Origin of the sequence: Micromonospora sp. M42 (assembly GCF_000568915.1) — a bacterium.
GTDB classification, from domain to species: Bacteria; Actinomycetota; Actinomycetes; order Mycobacteriales; family Micromonosporaceae; genus Micromonospora; species Micromonospora chalcea.
Genome location: NZ_KK037233.1, coordinates 2,763,866 through 2,782,542, shown reverse-complemented (window position 1 = coordinate 2,782,542; position 18,677 = coordinate 2,763,866). Strand labels below are relative to the sequence as shown.

Genomic DNA, 18,677 nt, shown 5'->3' with positions numbered 1-18,677 from the left:
CCGGAGCGATCTGTCCCGGCGACAACGCTCAGGGAGGGAAATGGGTGGTTATTCCGTTAAGTCTTACTTAACTGGTTGCTTGTGCACTGCAACATAAAGTAACTTCACTCGCGATGCGGCGTGGGCTGGAGGCGTGGATGACCGTCGAGGAACGAGGCTTCGGGCCCGGCACCGACCTGCTCCTCCGTCAGGTCGACGGCCGGCTGGCCGCGCTCCGCGCCGGGCTGCGCGGTCCCGACCTCGAACTGGCCGAGGAACTGGCCCGGCGGCTGCGCGAGATGATCCTCGCCACCGCCCGTTCCAGTGCCGCCGACCGGGCGCGCGTGCGGGCCGCCGTGCACTACTTCGTCCAGCGCCGGGAGAGCCGCGACGCCCGGCTGCCGCTGCGGTCCCTCGCCGTCGCCCAGCGCGCCGTCGACCGGGCCGCCCGCCAGCTGGACTCCACCGCCCTGTCCTGACCGGCCCACCCGACCTGACCGGCGCCCGAACTCCGCGTTGATCAAGGAGTTTGTGTCACCGCACCAGCCTGCTCCGGACACAAACTCCTTGATCACCGCGAGAAGGCGGGTGGGGTGGGTGGGGGGGAGATGGGTGGCTTTTGGGGAAACGGGCGCGGTTGGGGTTGGTTGTGACGTCTGATCGGTTGTGTCCCAGTGTGTTCCGGCGCGCTGTCACCTCGACCGGGAGTACGCGTGCTCGTCCTGCTGATCGTGCACCTGGTGGCGGCGCTGCTCGCCCCGCTGCTGGTCCGCCGGTGGGGTCCACGCGCCTGCCTGCTGCTCGCGCTCGCCCCGGCCGCCACCGCGGTCTGGGCGGCGGCCCACACCGGGGCGGTACGCGACGGCGGCGCTGTCGTCGAGACGTACCAGTGGATCCCGGAGCTGCAGTTCGACGTGGCGCTGCGGGTCACCACGCTGTCCTGGCTGATGCTGCTGCTGGTCGGTGGCGTCGGCGCGCTGGTGCTCGTCTACTCCGCCCGCTACTTCGAGCCCGGGTCGGTCGGGCTGGCCCGGTTCGCCGCCGTCATGGTCGCCTTCGCCGGGGCGATGCTCGGCCTCGTCGTCTCCGACGACCTGCTGCTGCTCTACGTCTTCTGGGAACTGACCACCGTCTTCTCGTACCTGCTGATCGGGCACAGCACCGAGCGCCGGTCCAGCCGGTGGGCGGCCGCGCAGGCGCTCACCGTGACCACGCTGGGCGGCCTGGCGATGCTCGTCGGGTTCCTGATGCTCGGTCACCACGCGGGTGGCTACCGCTGGTCGTCGGTGGCGTCCGCGCCGCTGCCCGGCGGCGGATACCTGGCGCTGGCGGTGCTGCTCGTCCTCGCCGGCGCGCTGGCGAAGTCGGCGGTGTTCCCGTTCAACGCCTGGCTGCCGGTGGCGATGGCCGCGCCGACACCGGTCAGCGCGTACCTGCACGCGGCGGCCATGGTGAAGGCCGGCATCTTCCTCATCGGACTGCTCGGCCCGGCGCTCGCCGCGGCCGGACCGTGGCGGCCGGTCACCGTCGTCGCCGGGCTGCTCTCGCTGGTCCTGGGCGGCTGGGCGGCGCTGCGGCAGACCGACCTGAAGCTGCTGCTGGCGTACGGCACGGTCAGCCAACTCGGACTGCTCGCCGTGCTGTTCGGGGCGGGCACCCCGAAGGCGGCGCTGGCCGGCGTGGCGATGCTGGCGGCGCACGCGCTGTTCAAGGCGGCGCTGTTCCTGGTCGTCGGCATCCTCGACCACGAGGCGGGCACCCGTGACCTGCGGGACCTGTCCGGGGTGGGCCGGGCCGCGCCGCTGCTGGCGATCGTCGCCACGCTCGCCGCCGCCTCGATGGCCGGCGTGCCGCCGCTGCTGGGGTTCGTGGCCAAGGAGTCGGTGCTCGCCGCGTTCACCGGCGACCCGCTCGTGCTCGCCGTGCTGGTGGCCGGCAGCGCGCTCACCGTCGCGTACAGCATCAGGTTCGTCTGGGGCGCGTTCGGCACCCGGCCCGGCGTCGCGGACACGGAGGTGGCCCGGCCACCGGCCGCGATGCTCGTACCCCCGGCGCTGCTCGCCGTGGCCGGGCTCGCCGCCGGTCCGGCCGCCGGGTGGCTGAGCGGCCTGTTCGAGCCGTACGCGGAGTTGTTCGGACCGGTCGAGGAGCATCTGGCGCTCTGGCACGGGCCGACCGCGGCGCTCGGCCTCTCCGCCCTCGTGCTGGCCGGCGGCGCGGCGCTGCACCTGGTCCGCGGCCCGCTCGCGCCCGCGCTGGCGCGGCTGCGCTCGCCGGTGAGCGGCAACCAGGGGTACGAGTGGGTGACGCACGGCTTCGACCGGCTAGCCATCGAGGTCACCGGCGCCACCCAGCGCGGCTCGCTGCCGCAGTACCTCGGTACGGTGCTGCTCGCGCTGGTGTTCGTGCCCGGCGGGGCGATGCTCGCCACCGCGCCGTGGCGGGTCGAGCTGGCGGTGTGGGACAACCCGGCCCAGCTCGTGGTCGCGGTGGTGATCGCGGTGGCCGCGCTGCTCGCGGTCGGCGCGCGTCGCCGGCTCACCGCGATGCTGCTGGTCGGGGTCACCGGCTACGGCACCGCGATGATGTTCGTCCTCTACGGCGCGCCGGACGTGGCGCTGACCCAGTTCCTGGTGGAGACCGCCACGATCGCCGTGTTCGTGCTGGTGCTGCGCCGGCTGCCGGAACGCTTCTCGGCCCGTCCGCTGCGCCGCAGCCGCTGGGTGCGGCGCGGCATCGGGATCGCCGCCGGCGTGGTGATGGCCGGCCTGGCGCTGACCGCGGCCGGAGCGCGCCGGGCGCCGTCGATCTCCGCCGACTTCCCCCAGCTCGCCCTCGTCGAGGGGTACGGCCGCAACGTCGTGAACGTGACCCTGGTGGACATCCGGGCCTGGGACACCATGGGGGAGATCTCGGTGCTCGTGGTGACCGCGACCGGTGTGGCCAGCCTGATCTACGAGCGTTCCCGCACCGGGCCGCGTCCGCGCCGCCCGCGGCCGGTCGCGATGCGCGCCGGTGACCGGCGCACGGTGTGGCTGCGCGGCGGGCAGACGCTGCCGGAGCGGCGGCGCTCGATCGTGTTCGAGGTGGTCACCCGGCTGATCTTCCACACCGTACTGATCTTCTCGCTGTTCCTGCTCTTCTCCGGGCACAACGCCCCCGGTGGCGGTTTCGCCGGCGGCCTGGTGGCGGGCCTCGCGCTGGCCCTGCGCTATCTGGCCGGCGGCCGGTACGAGCTGGCCGAGGCGGCGCCGGTCGGGGCCGGCACCGTGCTCGGCGCGGGTCTGGGCATCTCGGTCGGCAGCGGGGTGCTCGGGCTGGCGCTGACCGGCGACGTGCTGCAGAGCGTCAAGGTCGGCCTGTGGCTGCCGGTGATCGGCGACTTCTACCTGGTCACGTCGCTCTTCTTCGACATCGGCGTCTACCTGGTGGTGGTCGGGCTGGTGCTGGACATCCTGCGCAGCCTGGGCGCCGAGGTGGACCGGCACGTGGAGGCCGCCGGTGAGGCGGGGCGCGGGTTGATCGTCCAGCGGGACGGCCCATCGTGAGCGCGAGGAGTGAGCCGGGTTTGCGAGCCCCGCAGTCGCGAACAGAGGTGGCACCCGTGAGCGCGAGGAGTGAGCCGGGTTTGCGAGCCCCGCAGTCGCGAACAGAGGTGGCACCCGTGAGCGCGAGGAGTGAGCCGGGTTTGCGAGCCCCGCAGTCGCGAACAGAGGTGGCTCAGTGACCAGGGGCGCGGCCGGTCCGACGCTGGTGCTGGTGCTGGCGGTCGGGGTGCTCGTCGCCGCCGGTGTCACGTTGCTGCTGGAACGCAGCCTGACCCGGATCCTGCTCGGCATCATCCTGCTCGGCAACGGCGTGAACCTGCTCATTCTGCTCGGCGGGCGAGCCGGCGCCGCACCGTTCGTGGGCTCCTCCCCGCAGGGTGAGATGAGCGACGCGCTGCCCCAGGCCATGGTGCTCACCGCAGTGGTGATCACGTTCGGGCTGACCGCGTTCCTGCTCGCCGTCGCGTACCGCAGCTGGTACACCAGCGGCGACGACGAGGTGCAGGACGACCTGGAGGACCGGCAGATCGTCCGGCTCGCCGAGAGTAACGAGGTGTCGACCGCGGACCACGGCGGCGAGGGCCCGGACGACGACCCGGAGCAGGTGGACCCGGAGCCGGCCCGCCGGCGGCTGCGCCGGGACGGTGAGACATGAGCGGGCTCGTGCCGCTGCCGGTGGTGGTGCCGCTGCTCGGCGCGGCGCTCACCCTCCTGCTGTCCGGGCGGCCCCGCCTGCAGCGGTCGATAAGCGTGCTCTGCCTGTCCAGCGTCCTGGTGGTGGCGGCGGTGCTGCTGGTCGAGGCGTACCGGTTCGGGCCGGTGGTGGTGCAGGTGGGCGGCTGGCCGGCGCCGGTGGGCATCGTGCTGGTGGCCGACCAGCTGGCGGCGCTGATGGTGCTGGTCTCCTCAGCGGTGACCTTGTGCGTGCTGCTCTACTCGATCGGCCAGGGCCGGGGGGAGACCGGCGAGACCGCGCCGGTGAGCATCTACCACCCCACGTACCTGGTGCTCACCGCGGGCGTGACGAACGCCTTCCTGGCCGGGGACCTGTTCAACCTCTTCGTCGGCTTCGAGATCCTGCTCGCCGCGAGCTTCGTGCTGATCACGCTGGGCGGCACCGAGGTGCGGCTGCGCACCGGATCGACGTACGTGGTGGTCAGCATCCTGTCGTCGCTGCTGTTCCTGTCCGCGGTGGGGCTGGTGTACGCCGCCACCGGCACGCTGAACATGGCGCAGCTCGCCGGCCGGCTGGACGCGCTGCCGTCGGGCGTACGCCTGACGCTGCAACTGATGCTGCTGCTCGCGTTCGGGATCAAGGCGGCGGTGTTCCCGCTGTCGGCGTGGTTGCCGGACAGCTACCCGACCGCGCCCGCGCCGGTGACCGCTGTCTTCGCCGGCCTGCTCACCAAGGTCGGCGTGTACGCGATCATCCGCACCGAGACGCTGCTGTTCCCCGGCGGCCAGGTCGCCGGCCTGCTGATGGTGGTGGCCGGCCTGACCATGGTGGTCGGCATCCTCGGTGCGGTGGCCCAGTCGGACCTGAAGCGGCTGCTGTCGTTCACGCTGGTCAGCCACATCGGTTACATGATCTTCGGGGTGGCGCTGAGCAGCGTCGCCGGCCTGTCCGGGGCGATCTTCTACGTGGTGCACCACATCACCATCCAGACCACGCTGTTCCTGGTCGCCGGCCTGGTCGAGGAGCGGGCGGGCAGCACCGACCTGCGCCGTATCGGCGGGCTGGCGCGGGTCGCCCCGATGCTCGGCGTGCTCTTCTTCGTCCCGGCGATGAACCTGGCGGGCATCCCGCCGTTCTCCGGCTTCCTCGGCAAGCTCGGTCTGCTCCAGGCCGGCGTGGCGGCGGGCGGGACGCTGCCCGCCGTGCTGGTCGGGGCCGGCACGCTGACCAGCCTGCTCACGCTCTACGCGGCCTCCCGGGTGTGGAACATCGCGTTCTGGCGGGCGCCCCGGCTGGCCTCCACCACCGTGCCGGCCCGGCTGCCCGGCCTGATGGTCGGCGCCACCACCGCCCTGGTCGCGCTCGGCGTGCTGTTCACGCTGGCGGCCGGGCCGCTGTTCCAGGTCACCTCGAACGCGGCCACCGACCTGCGCGAACGCACCCCGTACGTGCGGGCGGTCCTGCCCCGGGACGTGCCATGACCGACGACCTGCCCCCGGGCGGGGGCGCGACCGGGGAGCCGACCGGCGTACCCCGGGCCGCGCCCGAGCCCGACGCGCCGATTCAGGTGGTGGGCCGGGGTGGGCGGCGCCGCGAACAGGCGCTCGCGCTCGGCTGGCTGGTCGCCGCGTGGCTGCTGCTGTGGGGCGACGTGTCAGTGGGCAACCTCATCGCCGGGCTGGTGGTCGGCGCGGCCGTGCTGCTGTTCTTCCCGCTGCCGCCGGTCACGTTCGGCGGCCGGTTCCGCCCCCGCGCGCTGCTGGTCTTCCTGATCACCTTCATCGCGGAGCTGGTGAGCGCCAGCCTGCACGTGGCCGCCGTGGCGCTGCGCTTCGGTTACCGCCCGCGCGGCGCCATCATCGCGGTGCCGCTGCGCGTGCGTACCGACCTCAACCTGGCGCTCACCGCCGAGGTGATCTCGCTGGTGCCGGGCACGCTGATCATCGACGTCGACCGGGCCGCCGGCGTGCTCTACGTGCACGTGCTCGACGTGCGCGGCCCCGAGGACATCACCGGCAGCCGCGAGCGCGTGCTCGCCGTCGAACGGCGCATCGTCCGCGCCATCGGATCTCCCGCCGAGGTACGCCGGCTCGACCTCGAACCCGCCGAACGGAGGAACCACCCGTGACAGTCCTGCTCGCCGTCGCGCTCACCGTGCTGCTCTCGGCCACCGCGCTGCTCGCCCTGGCCCGCATCTACCGCGGCCCGTCCCTGCTCGACCGGGTCGTCGGCGCCGACCTGCTGCTGACGGCGATGCTCGCCGCGGTGGGGGCGGAGGCCGCCGTGAACCGGCACGCCACCACGCTGCCCGTGCTCGTGGTGCTCTCCCTGCTCGGCTTCATCGGTTCGGTGTCGCTGGTGCGCTTCGCGGTCCGGGGCGAATCGTGAGCGTCGCTGCCGTCGCGGACTGGGCGGGTGGAGCGCTGCTGCTGGCCGGGGCGGTGCTGGGGCTGGTCGCCGGCATCGGACTGGTGCGCTTCCCGGACGTGCTGGACCGGATGCACACGGCCACGAAACCGCAGGTCCTCGGCGTCCTGCTGCTGCTGGCCGGGCTGGCGTTGCGCCTGCGTACCCCCTCGGACCTGGGCATGCTGGTCCTGGTGGCGATCTTCCAGCTCTCCACCGCGCCGGTCGCCGCGCAGATGATCGGCCGGGCGGCCTACCGGTCCGGCCGGGTCGACCGGAGCCTGCTGGACGTGGACGAGCTCGCCGGGCGGTGAACCGGACGTGGGGGAGGGTTCCCGGCACCCTCAGCGGACGTCCAGCCGGTACCGATAAAATGGGCCGCATGATCGACTCTCCTGCCCCGGAGGGCAGCAGTAGCCGGCCGGGTCATACCCGGCGAATTCCCTCCCCGACGACCCCGGGAGCACTGAACCTCCCGTGCTGATCCTCGTCGGTCTCCTTCTCATCATCGTGCTCACCGCCGCCACCGGTTACTTCGTGGCCCAGGAGTTCGGTTACGTCGCCGTGGACCGGGGCAAGCTCAAGCAGCTCGCCGACGGTGGCGATCGTGCCGCAGCCCGGGCCCTGGAAGTCACCGCGCGGCTCTCGTTCATGCTGTCCGGCGCCCAACTGGGCATCACCGTGACCGCCCTGCTCGTCGGTTACGTCGCCGAGCCGTTCCTCGGCGCCGGGCTGGCCGACCTGCTCGGCCTCACCGGCATCTCCAGCGCGGTGGCGTTGCCGCTGTCGGTGGCGCTGGCCCTGGTCATCGCCACAGTGGTGCAGATGGTCCTGGGTGAGCTGGCCCCGAAGAACCTGGCCATCGCCCGCGCCGAGCCGCTGGCCCGGGCGCTGTCCCGGTCCACCCTGATGTACCTGAAGATCGCCGGCCCGCTGATCACGCTCTTCGACCGGGCCGCGGTACGGCTGCTCCGCCGCATCGGCATCGAGCCGATCGAGGAGCTGCCCAGCGGCGCCACCCCGCAGGACCTGGAGCAGATCATCGCCGAGTCCCGGGAGGAGGGGCACCTCGACGCCGAGATGTCCGACCTGCTGGACCGGGGCCTGGACTTCCGGGAGCTGACCGCCGGCGAGGCGATGGTGCCCCGCGTCGACGTGCACACCGTGCGGGCCGACGAGCCGGTCAGCCGCATCGTCGAGCTGCTGGACACCGGCCACTCCCGGTTCCCGGTGCGCGGCGCCGAGGGCGTCGACGACCTGATCGGCGTGGTCGGCATCGCCGACGTGCTCGGGGTGCCCCCGGCGCAGCGCGCGACCACCCGGGTCGACGCGGTGGCCGTACCCCCGTTGCTCGTGCCCGAGACGCTGCCGCTGCCGACGGTGCTCGACCGGCTGCGGTCCGGGCACCGGCAGCTCGCCTGCGTGGTCGACGAGTACGGCGGCTTCGCCGGCGTGATCACGCTGGAGGACCTGGCCGAGGAACTGGTCGGGCCGATCCGCGACGAGGACGACCCGCCGGACCGGGCCGCGGCGCGGCAGGAGGACGGCTCCTGGGTCGTCCCCGCGCGCTGGCGCATCGACGAGGTCGCCGACAGCACCGGCATCGAACTGCCCGAGGCGCCCGAGTACGACACGCTCTCCGGTCTGGTGATGCGGGAGCTGGGCCGGGTGCCCGAGGTCGGTGACCGGCTGGAGATCCCGGTCGCCGCCGACGGCGACGAGCCGGCGTCCGGCCCGCGGGTGCTGGTCGAGGTGCTCGCCGTGGACCGGCACGTGGCCGACTCGGTACGGCTGCGGTCCACCGCCGACGTGTCCGGGGAGGGAGCGGCATGACCCCCGGGTTCGCGTTGTTCTTCTCCGTGGTGCTGCTCGCGCTCAACGGATTCTTCGTGGCCGCCGAGTTCGCGCTCGTCGCGGCCAAGCGGTACCGGCTGGAGCAGTCGGCCGCCGGTGGCGGCCGGGCCGCCCGCGCGGCGCTCGACGGCGTCCGCGAGCTGAGCCTCATGCTGGCCGGCGCGCAGCTCGGCATCACGCTGTGCACGCTGGGTCTGGGCGCGCTGGCCGAACCGGCCATCGAACGGCTGATCAGCCCGCTGCTGCACGCGGTCGGCCTGCCCACCGCGGCCAGCCACGTGGTGGCGCTGGTGTTCGCGCTGTCCCTGGTGACGTTCCTGCACCTGGTGGTCGGCGAGATGGCCCCGAAGTCGTGGGCGATCACCGACGCCGAGCGTTCCGCGACGCTGCTGGCGCTGCCGTTCCGGGCCTTCGCCCGGATCGTCCGGCCGGTGCTCTCCGTGCTCAACGGGCTCGCCAACGCGATGCTGCGGCTGTTCGGCGTGCAGCAGCAGGACCAGCTCGCCCAGGTGCACGGCCCGGACGAGCTGCGCATCCTGCTGGAGCAGTCCCGGGAGCACGGGCTGCTCGGCGCCGAGCAGCACCAGCTGCTCAGCAGCATGCTGGAGCTTCAGGGCACCACTGTGGCGCAGGTGATGGAGCCGTTCGACCGGATCGTCACGGTGGGCCGCGACGAGACCGCCGAGCGGATCGAGCACGTCTCCCGCGACAGCGGCCGGTCCCGGCTCGCCGTGGTCGACGCCGGTGGCGAGGTGTGCGGCCTGGTGCACGTACGCGAGGCGGTGCGTGCCGTCACCACCGGCCGCCCGGCGACCGCGGACGAGCTGATGACCAACGCCTTCACGCTGCCGGCCGAGGCGTCGGTGACCGAGGCGGTGGCCGCCATGCGGGCGCAGCAGGCGCAGCTCGCGCTGGTGAGCAACGGTGGCGGGCCGACCCGGCCGATCGGGTTCGTCGCGCTGGAGGACCTCCTGGAGGAGGTCATCGGCGAGTTCGACGACGAGACCGACCCGGTGCCGCGAGGCCGCCGGATGCGCTGACCGTCATGATCCGTACCGGCCCGGCGAGGTGGGAGACCACCTCGCCGGGCCGGCGTCCGTTGCGGCGTCTGGCACCCGGCGTCCGGCGCCCGGCAGCCGGCGTCCGGCGTCCGCTTCGGTCGGGCATGGCCCGGCGGGCAGCGGGAATGCCCCGGCATGCGGTTGACCGGGGTGTCGCGGGACTCCGCCTGGACGGGGCTCTCGGTGAGCACCACGCTGCCCAATCCGAGCACCCGGCCGGGCCTGCGCCTGCCGGGCCGGGTGACGCTCAGCGCCGGCGGATCGGACGTACCGGTCCGGCACATCCGGCTCGGCCTGGTCACCCAGGTCGAACCGGAGGACCCGGAGGCGCCGCGCCGCCTGGTGCAGTTCCAGACGTGGACGATCGCGGGCCGGTTCGTGGTGCCGGCCGGACGACGGCGCGCCGTCGAGTTCGCCGTGCCGCTGCCGTGGGAGTCACCGGTGACCACGTACGGCGGGGTGCCGCTGCTGAGCCTGCGTACCGGGCTGCGTACCGAGGTGTCGGTGGATCCGGAGGTCGACCAGGGCGCGATGGTGCCGGTGCTGATCCACCCGCTGCCCTCCCAGGAGCACGTGCTCGCCGCGCTGGACACGCTCGGCTTCGCGATCCGGCAGGCCGGGCTGCGCGAGGGACGCCTGCCGGGGGTGGAGCAGACGCTGCCGTTCCAGCAGTGGTACGGCTTCTGGGCCGCCCCGCTCTACGCCGGCCCGATGACCGAACTCGAAATGATCATGCTGACCGACTCGGCCGGCATGGAGGTGCTGCTCTGGCTGGACCGGCGGCTCTCCCTGGCCGGGATCACCCACCAGAGCATCAGCCGGTTCCGGATCTGGCACGCCGGGGCCGACCAGCGGGACTGGGTGGCGACTGTGGACGGCTGGCTGCGGCACGCCATCGACCGGCACGCGGCAGCGGCGGCGCACGCCGACTGGTCGGCCACGATCCGCGAGTCGGCGCACGTCAGCCGCCCGCCCGACCGTCCGGTCGCGCCCGGCTACGGGCTCGGCGGCACGGCCGGCGGCGCGGGCATCGGCGGCGGTGGCGGTGGGGGCGACGGCACGTGATCTTGTTAAGAAGGGGCCCTTCCTATGCCGGAGGCGTTAAGAAGGGGCCCTTCCTTACACCTCAGCCGGCGGCGAGCTTGAGGCTGAAGCCGAGGAACAGCATCGCCACCGCCGTGGTCCCGGTCGCGGCCAGCCGACGGCGCTGCCGGAACTGGGCCGCCAGGAACGTGCCGGTGAAGATCAGCGCGGTCAGGTAGAGCGCGCTGGCGACCTGCGCGATCAGCCCGAGCAGCAGGAACGACAGCGCCGGCCACGCGTACCCGGGGTCGACGAACTGGATGAAGAACGAGACGAAGAACAGGATCGCCTTCGGGTTGAGCAGGCTGATCACCAGCGCCCGCCGGAACGGCTCCTGCGGCCCGGCCGGCTCGACCTCGTCGATCAGGCGCGGCGTGGCCGGGTCGTTACGGTCGCGCCAGCGCCGCCACGCGCCGCGCAGCATGGCCAGCCCCAACCACCCGAGGTACGCCGCGCCGGCGTACTTGATCACCAGGTAGAGCGGCGGGTACGCCTGGAGCAGCGAGGCCACCCCGGCGGCGGAGAGGAACATCAGCACCGCGTCGCCGACGAACACCCCGGCCGCGGCCCGGTAACCGGTGGCCACGCCCCGGCGGGCGGCGGTGGCCAGCACGAAGAGAGAGTTCGGTCCGGGCAGCAGCACGATCGCCACGGTGCCCAGCACGTACGTCCAGATGTCGGTGATCCCCAGCACGCCGGACATCATGACGCCACGGGGGCCGCCGCGCGAAGACGTTCCCGCAGGCTGGCCTGTGCGCTCGGCCACTCCTGCGCGAGCATGGAGTACTGCACGGTGTCCCGCCAGGAGCCGTCGGCGCGCTGCTTGTGCTGCCGCAGCACGCCCTCCCGGCTCGCGCCGAGCCGTTCGATGGCCCGCTGGGAGCGCTCGTTGCGGATGTCGGTGTGCCAGACCACGCGCACCGCGTCCAGCTCGTCGAAGGCGCGGCCCAGCAGCAGCAGCTTCGCCTCGGTGTTGACGCCGGTACGCCACCACGGGCGGCCCAGCCAGGTGTAGCCGATCGCCAGCGACCGGCGTACCGGGTCGATCTCGTAGTACGAGGTGGTGCCGATGACCGCGCCGGTGGTGGCGCAGCGCTGCGCCCAGCACACCTGCTCGCCGCGCTCCTGCGCGTCCAGGTAGCCGCCGATCACCCGGCGCATCTCGTCGGCGTCGGCCGGCCGCGTACCGCCCAGGTGCTGCCACACCTGCGGGTCGTCGGTGGCGGCGTGCAGCTCGTCGGCGTGGGCGAGGTCGAGCGGCTCCAGCACCACGTGCTCGCCGCGCAGCACCGCCGGCTCGTGCCACGGCGAGCGGGCCGCCCGCAGGTACGCCGGCACCGGCGCGCTCACCCCGGGGGCGGGTTCGGGTCGGCCCGGTGTGAGCCGCAGCGGCACCACACCGGCCCAGTACGGCAGCGCCTCGTCGGCCGGCTCGTCGTTGACGCCGCCGGTGCGCACCCGTACCGACACTTCCCGCAGCGGCAGCGCCAGCACCGCCGTCTCGGCCAGCTCGCGCCGGTTCGGCGGGCGGCTCTCGGCGGAGCGCCCGGTGGCCACCTTCTCGATCAGCGCGGTCAGCACCGCCGCCTTCTCGTCCGTGTCCTCGACCAGCCGGGCGGTGCCGTGCGCCACCACGGACCGGTAGTTGGCGCTGTGGTGGAACTGCGACCGCGCGTAGACCAGCCCGTCGAGGTGGGTGACGGCGACGCAGACCGGCAGCCCGGCCTCGCCCCGGGCGGCCAGCAGTGGCCGGCTGCCGGTGGAGCCGTGCAGGTAGAGCGTGTCGCCGACGCGCACGTGCAGGGTCGGCAGGACGCGCGGCTCGCCGTCGACGGTGAACGACAGCGCGCAGTGGTACGCCTCGTCGAGCAGCGCGTGCGCGGTGGCCGCGTCGTAGCGCATCCGGTCGCGGACGCGGCTGGCCGTGGTGCGGGGGGTCGGAGGGTACATGTGACATCCCACCTTTGTTCTAGTACAATTCCCAAACTGTGGCAGCACATTATCAGGTCAGCGGGTCCACGTCGGCCGCGATTTCGGCCAGCGTCGAATCGGGCATCCGCAGCGGTGACCTCGCGCCGGGCGACGCGCTGCCCGCCGTCCGGGCGCTCGCCGCCGACCTCGGCGTCAGCCCGGCCACCGTCGCGAAGGCGTACCAGGAACTGCGGCAACGTGGCCTGGTCGCGACCGCCGGCCGGCACGGCACCCGGGTCCGCCCCCGCCCACCGGTGGCCGCCCGCCGCGCCGCGCTGCTGCCCCCGCCGCTGCCCGGCGGTCGCGACGTCTCCGCCGGCCAGCCCGACCCCCGGCTGCTGCCCCCGCTCGGGCCGCACCTCGCCGCGCTCGCCGCCGACATCGGACCCCCCGGCGGCTACGCGACCGACGCCGTGCTGCCCGACCTGGCCGCCCTGGCGACGGACCGGCTCGCCGCGGACGGGGTCCCGGCCGGCGAGCTCACAGTCACCGGCGGCGCGCTCGACGGCATCGAACGGCTGCTCGCCGCCCACCTGCGCCCCGGCGACGCGGTGGCGGTGGAGGACCCGGGCTGGGCCAACCTGCTCGACCTGATCGCCGCGCTCGGGCTGCGTACCGTCGGGGTGCCGGTGGACGACGACGGCCCCACAGTCGGCGGCGTCCGCGCGGCGCTGGCCGCCGGGGTCCGGGCGCTCGTCGTGACCAGCCGGGCGCAGAACCCGACCGGCGCGGCCGTCTCCACCGACCGGGCCGACGCGCTGCGGACACTGCTGGACGGCCGCGCCGACCTGCTGCTGATCGAGGACGACCACGCCGCCGAGCTGGCCCGCGTACCCCTGCATCCGCTCGCCGGGGCGACACCGGCGTGGGCGTTCGTCCGGTCGGTGAGCAAGCCCTACGGGCCCGACCTGCGGCTCGCGGTGCTGGCCGGCGACGAGGCCACAGTGGCCCGGGTGGCCGGCCGGGCGCGGGTCGGCGCCGGCTGGGTGTCCACGGTGCTGCAACGGCTGGTCGTGTCGCTCTGGCGCGACCCGGCCACCGCCGGGCTGGTACGGCGCGCGGCGGACAGCTACGACCGGCGGCGCGACGGGCTGGTGGCCGCGCTGGCCGCGCGCGGGGTGGCCGCGCACGGGCGTACCGGGATCAACGTCTGGGTGCCGGTGCCCGACGAGACGGTGACGGTCACGACGCTGCGCGACGCCGGATGGGCCGTGGCGCCCGGCCGGCTCTACCGGATCGCGGCCGACCCCGCCGTGCGCGTCTCGGTGAGCGCGCTGGACGAGGCCGACATCCCCGCGCTCGCCGACGCGCTCACCGCCGGAAGGAAGGGCCCCTTCTTAACGCATTCGGTATAGGAAGGGCCCCTTCTTAACACCTCCGGGCGAGCGCGGCGGGCCACTCGCGTGCGCGCCGCCGGACGGGGTAGAACGATCGGCATGGCCGAGACCGAGAGCGCACCCGGAGCGCAGGAGTTCATCCCGCCGTCGGCGGACACCATCGACGAACTGCGCGCCGCGGCGGGCGACTGCCGGGGCTGCGAGCTGTACCGGGACGCCACCCAGACCGTCTTCGGCCGCGGCGACGAGCACGCGCGCGTGGTCTTCGTCGGCGAACAGCCGGGCGACATCGAGGACCAGAAGGGCCTGCCGTTCGTCGGCCCGGCCGGGCGGCTGCTGCGCAAGGCCGTCGACGACGCGGCGCTCGACCCCGCCCAGATCTACCTCACAAACGCGGTCAAGCACTTCCGGTTCGAGCTGCGCGGCAAGCGGCGCATCCACCAGACCCCGGACCGGGTGCACGTCACCGCCTGCCGGCCCTGGCTGGTCGCCGAGTTCGCCCGGCTGCGCCCGGAGATCGTGGTGGTGCTCGGCGCCACCGCCGCCAAGGCGCTGCTCGGCCCGAGCTTCCGGGTGACGAAGCAACGCGGCGAGCTGCTGCCCTGGCCCGCCGCCGCCCAGCACCCGGAGGACTTCGAACGGGTGCCGGTGGACCGGACGGGCGCGGTCGCCGACGCCCCGGCGGCCCGGCTGCTCGCCACCATCCACCCGTCGGCGGTGCTGCGCGCCGACAACCAGGACGTCGCGTACGAGGGCCTGGTCGCCGACCTGAAGGTGGCCGCCAAGGCGCTGCGCTGAGTCAGGCGCGCTGCTGCCAGGTGCACAGGCACACCCGGTTGCCGTCCGGGTCGGCCAGCACCCAGAAGCTCGGCGCCTCCGCGTCGCTGACCAGCGTCCCGCCGGCCGCCAGCGCGGCGGCGATGCGCGCGTCCACCTCGGCCGGGTCGACCCACACGTCCGGATGCCACCGCTGCCGGGGCTCGTCCCGGCCGGAGCGCTGGAACCAGACCGTGGGCAGCACGCCGTCCGGGTCGCGTACCTCGTCGCCGCCCGGGCCGGGCGGCGCGCCAGGCGCCAGCACCGCCCGCCAGAACGGCAGCACCGCCGCGTGCTCCGGGGTGTCGAGCGCGAGCTCCAGCCGGGCCAGCCCGGCGGCCGACAGGGTCAGCCCGGAGTCCGCGGCCAGCCCCGAGACGAACCGGGCCAGCCGCAGGTCACGCTGCGTCACCCCGCCCGCGTCGTGCGACCACAGCCGCACGTCCACGTGGGTGTAGCGCAGGTCCAGATCGGGATGATGATCGACCCGCTCGGCCTCCGCGCCCACCGCGGCCACCAGCGCCAGCCCGGCCGCGAAATCGGGGGTACGGATGCGCGTCTGCAACGCCCCCAGCAGGTACGTCCACCCGTCCAGCCCGGCCTCGGCGACCTGTTTCCCCGTGAGTGTGCCCATCCGGCCATCCTGGCCCACCGCGCGGGGGCGGGCCACCCCGCCCGGCTCGCCCCTGTCCGGGGCGGGTGAGCGGTGCCAGACTTGCCGGCATGGAGCAGCATCTCTACGAACCCGTCCACGACGAGTTCCGTGACCTGTGCCGCCGGTTCCTGACCCGGGAGGCGGTGCCGCACCACGAGCGCTGGGAGGCCGACGGGATCGTCGACCGGGAGGTGTGGCGGGCCGCCGGCGCGGCCGGGCTGCTCGGCCCCGACGTCGACCCCGAGTACGGCGGCGGCGGGCAGCGCGACTTCCGGTTCAACGCGGTGCTCGACGAGGAGATCGTCGCGTCCGGGTGCTCGGGCCTCGGGTTCGGGCTGCACAACGACGTGGTCGCGCCGTACCTGACCGAGCTGACCACCGACGACCAGCGCAAGCGCTGGCTGCCGGGCTTCTGCTCCGGCGACCTGGTCACCGCGATCGCGATGAGCGAGCCGGGCGCGGGCAGCGACCTGGCCGGCATCCGCACCGGCGCGGTGCGCGACGGCGACAGCCTGGTCCTCAACGGGCAGAAGACGTTCATCACAAACGGTGAGATGGCCGACCTGGTGGTCGTGGTGGTCAAGACCGCGCCGGACCAGGGCGCCCACGGGGTGAGCCTGGTCGTGGTGGAGAGCGGCACGCCGGGTTTCAGCCGGGGCCGCCGGCTGGCCAAGGTCGGCCTGAAGGCCAACGACACCGCCGAGCTGTTCTTCGACGACTGCCGGGTGCCGGCGGAGAACCTGATCGGCACCGAGAACCACGGCTTCTACCACCTGATGGCCAACCTGCCCCGGGAGCGGCTGAGCATCGCCGTCGCCGCGGTGGCGGCCTGCGAGAAGCTGCTCGCGCTCACCATCGAGTACGCCCGCTCCCGGGAGGCGTTCGGGCGGCCGATCGGCCGGTTCCAGCACAACCGGTTCCTGCTGGCCGAGCTGGACACCGAGGTCACCATCGCGCGCACGTTCGTCAACCACTGCGTCGCCGAGTTCAACGCGGGCCGCCTGTCGGTGACCGACGCGGCGAAGGCCAAGTGGTGGACCACCGAGCTGCAGACCAAGGTGGCCGACCGGTGCGTGCAGCTGCACGGCGGCTACGGCTTCATGGCGGAGTACCCGGTGGCGAAGGCGTGGCTGGACAGCCGCGTGCAGACCATCTACGGCGGCACCACCGAGATCATGAAGGAGATCATCGGCCGGGGCCTCGGCCTGTAGCGAAACCGGGTGCCGGCCGGGCGGGCCGGTGCGGGAGGATGGGGCACCCGTCCCACCAGGAGCGCGCATGTCCACCGACCTGACCGCGCCGGCCCCGCCCCGGCCCGACGTCGCCGGCATCCAGCGGCGTACCGTCCGGCTGCTGTTCCTCACCCAGATCATCGGCGGCATCGGCGTCACCATCGGCATCTCGGTGGGCGCGCTGCTCGCCGCCCGGGTCGCCGGCACCGCCCTGGCCGGGCTCGCGCAGAGCGCCGGGGTGGTCGGCGCCGCGCTGCTCGCCATCCCGGTCACCCGGCTCATGGCCGCGCGTGGCCGGCGACCGGGCCTGGTTCTCGCGTACGCGGTCGGCGCGGTCGGCGGCGTGCTGGTGGTGGTCGCCACCGTGACGCGCCTGGTGCCGTTGCTCTTCGTCGGCATGCTGCTGTTCGGCGGCGGCACGGCGGCCAACCTCCAGGCCCGCTACACGGCGGTCGACCTCGCCGAGCCGCAGCGCCGGGGGCGGCAGCTCTCGCTGGTCGTGTGGGCCACCACCATCGGCGCGGTGGCCGCGCCGAACTTCGCCGCGCTCGCCGACGAGACCACCCGGGGCTGGGGCCTGCCGGCGCTGTCCGGCCCGTTCGCGTTCAGCGCCGTCGCGTTCACGCTGACCGCCGTCGTACTCCTGGTCCTGCTGCGGCCGGACCCGCTGCTCACCGCGCGCCGGCTGGCGGCGGCCGAGCCGGCGCCGGGCGCCGCGCCGGCGGTCACCCGCCGCGGTGGCATGGTCGCCGCGTGGCGCACGGTACGCGGGCGGCCGGCCGCCCGCCTCGGCATCGCCGCTGTCGCGGTGGGGCACCTGGTGATGGTCGCTGTCATGTCGATGACCCCGGTGCACCTCGGCGAGTGGCACTCCGACGAGGACGTGCTGCCGGTGGTCGGCCTGGTGCTGAGCCTGCACATCGCCGGCATGTACGCGCTGTCGCCGGTGGTGGGGTGGCTCACCGACCGGGTGGGCCGGCGGCCGGTGATCCTCGGCGGGGTGGCGCTGCTGCTGGCCGCGTGCGCGGTCTCCGGCACCGCCGGGCACCACACGGCGCCGCTGTCGGTGGGGCTGACGCTGCTCGGGCTGGGCTGGTCGGGCACGATGGTGGCGGGCTCGACGCTGCTGTCGGAGTCGGTGCCGACCGCCGACCGGCCCGGTGTGCAGGGGCTGTCCGACCTGCTCATGGGGCTGGCCGGGGCGGGCGCGGCGGCGGCGAGCGGGTTCGTGATGCGGGCCGTGGGGTACCCGACGCTCACCCTGCTGGCGGCGATCGCCGTGGTGCCGCTGGTGGCGCTGGCGCTGCGCCGTCCCGGCCCGGCGCCACTCGACGAGGAGGACTGAACACGTGCGGCTGACCGACTTCTGGACGCGGCTCGAGGAGGCGTTCGGGCCCGGCTACGCGGCCAGCATCGCCCGGGACCAGGTGCTGTCCCAGCTCGGTGGGCGGACCATCGAGCAGGCGCTCGCGGCCGGTGAGCAAACGCACGTGGTGTGGCGCGCCGTGGTCGCCGCGTACCCCGACCGGGTGCCCGCCCGACTACGCTGAGCAGCCTTTTCATCGATCCCGCGTGTCGCTTGCCCAGTCGTACACCTGTTCGGCTATTGTCCACAGCGGGGTGCTCGTCCACAGCTCACGGCCCGTCGGCTGGTTTTCTGTCGGACCCAGCGCCTAGCGTGTCCCGCGTGACGCGAAGCTCAGGAAAGACGCCGGCGAAGGCAGGGGTGGCAACGATGGCAGCAGGGCCTGACCGGGAGAAGGCGCTCGACCTTGCTCTCGCTCAGATCGACAAGCAGTTCGGCAAGGGTTCGGTGATGAGGCTGGGGGAGCGGCCCGTCGTGCAGACGGCTGTCATCCCGACCGGCTCCATCGCGCTCGACGTGGCGCTCGGCGTGGGCGGTCTGCCGCGCGGCCGGGTGGTCGAGATCTACGGTCCGGAGTCCAGCGGTAAGACCACCGTCGCGCTGCACGCGGTCGCGAACGCCCAGCGGGCCGGCGGCATCGCCGCGTTCATCGACGCGGAGCACGCGCTCGACCCGGAGTACGCGCGGGCCCTC

At 73.8% G+C, this 18,677-nt stretch carries 17 protein-coding genes and 2 pseudogenes; 16 read left to right on the top strand and 3 right to left on the bottom strand.

The features are described from left to right. Positions 1–137 precede the first annotated feature (137 nt). From MCBG_RS12515 to MCBG_RS12470, 10 genes are all read left to right on the top strand, one after another. A complete protein-coding gene (locus MCBG_RS12515; RefSeq protein ID WP_030504176.1) occupies positions 138–458 on the top strand; it encodes a hypothetical protein in 321 nt (106 codons plus the stop codon). 234 nt (positions 459–692) lie between these two features. Next, positions 693–3,527 (top strand): Na+/H+ antiporter subunit A, encoded by a 2,835-nt coding sequence (locus tag MCBG_RS12510; RefSeq protein WP_043325765.1) that lies wholly within the window; start codon positions 693–695, stop codon positions 3,525–3,527. A gap of 175 nt (positions 3,528–3,702) precedes the next feature. Continuing rightward, positions 3,703–4,182, top strand: a complete 480-nt coding sequence (locus MCBG_RS12505) for a Na(+)/H(+) antiporter subunit C (protein WP_043325764.1) — start codon at positions 3,703–3,705, stop codon at positions 4,180–4,182. Next, the gene (locus MCBG_RS12500; protein ID WP_043325762.1) at positions 4,179–5,684 is read left to right on the top strand and encodes a Na+/H+ antiporter subunit D; all 1,506 of its coding nucleotides are present in this window, start codon (positions 4,179–4,181) and stop codon (positions 5,682–5,684) included. Before MCBG_RS12505 ends, MCBG_RS12500 begins: the two co-directional genes overlap by 4 nt. Continuing rightward, positions 5,681–6,331, top strand: a complete 651-nt coding sequence (locus tag MCBG_RS12495; protein WP_043325760.1) for a Na+/H+ antiporter subunit E — start codon at positions 5,681–5,683, stop codon at positions 6,329–6,331. The genes MCBG_RS12500 and MCBG_RS12495 overlap by 4 nt, the downstream gene beginning before the upstream one ends. After that, complete coding sequence (locus MCBG_RS12490) at positions 6,328–6,591, top strand: MrpF/PhaF family protein (RefSeq protein ID WP_043325758.1); 264 nt, start codon at positions 6,328–6,330, stop codon at positions 6,589–6,591. The genes MCBG_RS12495 and MCBG_RS12490 overlap by 4 nt, the downstream gene beginning before the upstream one ends. Further along, positions 6,588–6,923 (top strand): monovalent cation/H(+) antiporter subunit G, encoded by a 336-nt coding sequence (gene mnhG / locus MCBG_RS12485; protein ID WP_043325757.1) that lies wholly within the window; start codon positions 6,588–6,590, stop codon positions 6,921–6,923. The genes MCBG_RS12490 and mnhG overlap by 4 nt, the downstream gene beginning before the upstream one ends. 163 nt (positions 6,924–7,086) lie before the next feature. Continuing rightward, the gene (locus tag MCBG_RS12480; protein ID WP_043325755.1) at positions 7,087–8,442 is read left to right on the top strand and encodes a hemolysin family protein; all 1,356 of its coding nucleotides are present in this window, start codon (positions 7,087–7,089) and stop codon (positions 8,440–8,442) included. Next, positions 8,439–9,503, top strand: coding sequence for a hemolysin family protein (locus MCBG_RS12475; protein WP_043325753.1), 1,065 nt, complete (start codon positions 8,439–8,441; stop codon positions 9,501–9,503). Before MCBG_RS12480 ends, MCBG_RS12475 begins: the two co-directional genes overlap by 4 nt. A 156-nt stretch (positions 9,504–9,659) precedes the next feature. Then, positions 9,660–10,589 (top strand): sporulation protein, encoded by a 930-nt coding sequence (locus MCBG_RS12470; protein ID WP_043325751.1) that lies wholly within the window; start codon positions 9,660–9,662, stop codon positions 10,587–10,589. A 61-nt stretch (positions 10,590–10,650) separates the two neighbouring features. Here the strand turns inward: MCBG_RS12470 and leuE are convergent, their stop codons facing one another. Further along, on the bottom strand, positions 10,651–11,313 hold the full coding sequence (gene leuE / locus MCBG_RS12465) for a leucine efflux protein LeuE (RefSeq protein ID WP_043325749.1): 663 nt from the start codon (positions 11,311–11,313) through the stop codon (positions 10,651–10,653). Then, positions 11,310–12,557 (bottom strand): bifunctional pyridoxamine 5'-phosphate oxidase family protein/GNAT family N-acetyltransferase, encoded by a 1,248-nt coding sequence (locus MCBG_RS12460; protein ID WP_043325748.1) that lies wholly within the window; start codon positions 12,555–12,557, stop codon positions 11,310–11,312. Before MCBG_RS12460 ends, leuE begins: the two co-directional genes overlap by 4 nt. 38 nt (positions 12,558–12,595) lie before the next feature. On the opposite strand from MCBG_RS12460, the gene MCBG_RS12455 reads away from it, so the two are divergent. Both MCBG_RS12455 and MCBG_RS12450 read left to right on the top strand, forming a co-directional pair. Then, entirely contained in the window at positions 12,596–13,933 is a 1,338-nt protein-coding gene (locus tag MCBG_RS12455; protein WP_043325747.1) for an aminotransferase class I/II-fold pyridoxal phosphate-dependent enzyme, read from the top strand. 81 nt (positions 13,934–14,014) lie between these two features. Then, positions 14,015–14,713 carry a UdgX family uracil-DNA binding protein gene (locus tag MCBG_RS12450; RefSeq protein WP_043325745.1) on the top strand — a complete coding sequence of 233 codons (699 nt, stop codon included), beginning with the start codon at positions 14,015–14,017 and terminating at the stop codon, positions 14,711–14,713. Between the two features lies 1 nt (position 14,714). Here MCBG_RS12450 and MCBG_RS12445 read toward each other — a convergent pair whose 3' ends face one another. Then, complete coding sequence (locus MCBG_RS12445) at positions 14,715–15,365, bottom strand: 4a-hydroxytetrahydrobiopterin dehydratase (protein ID WP_043325743.1); 651 nt, start codon at positions 15,363–15,365, stop codon at positions 14,715–14,717. An 89-nt stretch (positions 15,366–15,454) separates the two neighbouring features. Here MCBG_RS12445 and MCBG_RS12440 point away from each other — a divergent pair, with 89 nt between their 5' ends. The 4 genes and pseudogenes from MCBG_RS12440 to MCBG_RS34000 all read left to right on the top strand — a co-directional run. Then, entirely contained in the window at positions 15,455–16,597 is a 1,143-nt protein-coding gene (locus MCBG_RS12440; RefSeq protein ID WP_043325741.1) for an acyl-CoA dehydrogenase family protein, read from the top strand. Positions 16,598–16,664: 67 nt separating this feature from the next. Further along, a pseudogene (locus MCBG_RS12435) lies at positions 16,665–17,977 on the top strand (MFS transporter). Beyond that, positions 17,968–18,168 carry a DUF3046 domain-containing protein gene (locus MCBG_RS12430; protein ID WP_030504158.1) on the top strand — a complete coding sequence of 67 codons (201 nt, stop codon included), beginning with the start codon at positions 17,968–17,970 and terminating at the stop codon, positions 18,166–18,168. Before MCBG_RS12435 ends, MCBG_RS12430 begins: the two are co-directional and overlap by 10 nt. Before the next feature lie 185 nt (positions 18,169–18,353). Then, positions 18,354–18,677, top strand: a pseudogene (locus tag MCBG_RS34000) (hypothetical protein); the annotation flags it as partial.

Bases quoted from the DNA above. Each gene is read 5' to 3' on its own strand.
- MCBG_RS12515 (WP_030504176.1), top strand. From the start codon at position 138: ATGACCGTCGAGGAACGAGGCTTCGGGCCCGGCACCGACCTGCTCCTC.
- MCBG_RS12500 (WP_043325762.1), top strand. From the start codon at position 4,179: ATGAGCGGGCTCGTGCCGCTGCCGGTGGTGGTGCCGCTGCTCGGCGCG.
- MCBG_RS12495 (WP_043325760.1), top strand. From the start codon at position 5,681: ATGACCGACGACCTGCCCCCGGGCGGGGGCGCGACCGGGGAGCCGACC.
- MCBG_RS12475 (WP_043325753.1), top strand. From the start codon at position 8,439: ATGACCCCCGGGTTCGCGTTGTTCTTCTCCGTGGTGCTGCTCGCGCTC.
- MCBG_RS12470 (WP_043325751.1), top strand. From the start codon at position 9,660: ATGCGGTTGACCGGGGTGTCGCGGGACTCCGCCTGGACGGGGCTCTCG.
- leuE (WP_043325749.1), bottom strand. From the start codon at position 11,313: ATGATGTCCGGCGTGCTGGGGATCACCGACATCTGGACGTACGTGCTG.
- MCBG_RS12460 (WP_043325748.1), bottom strand. From the start codon at position 12,557: ATGTACCCTCCGACCCCCCGCACCACGGCCAGCCGCGTCCGCGACCGG.
- MCBG_RS12450 (WP_043325745.1), top strand. From the start codon at position 14,015: ATGGCCGAGACCGAGAGCGCACCCGGAGCGCAGGAGTTCATCCCGCCG.
- MCBG_RS12445 (WP_043325743.1), bottom strand. From the start codon at position 15,365: ATGGGCACACTCACGGGGAAACAGGTCGCCGAGGCCGGGCTGGACGGG.
- MCBG_RS12440 (WP_043325741.1), top strand. From the start codon at position 15,455: ATGGAGCAGCATCTCTACGAACCCGTCCACGACGAGTTCCGTGACCTG.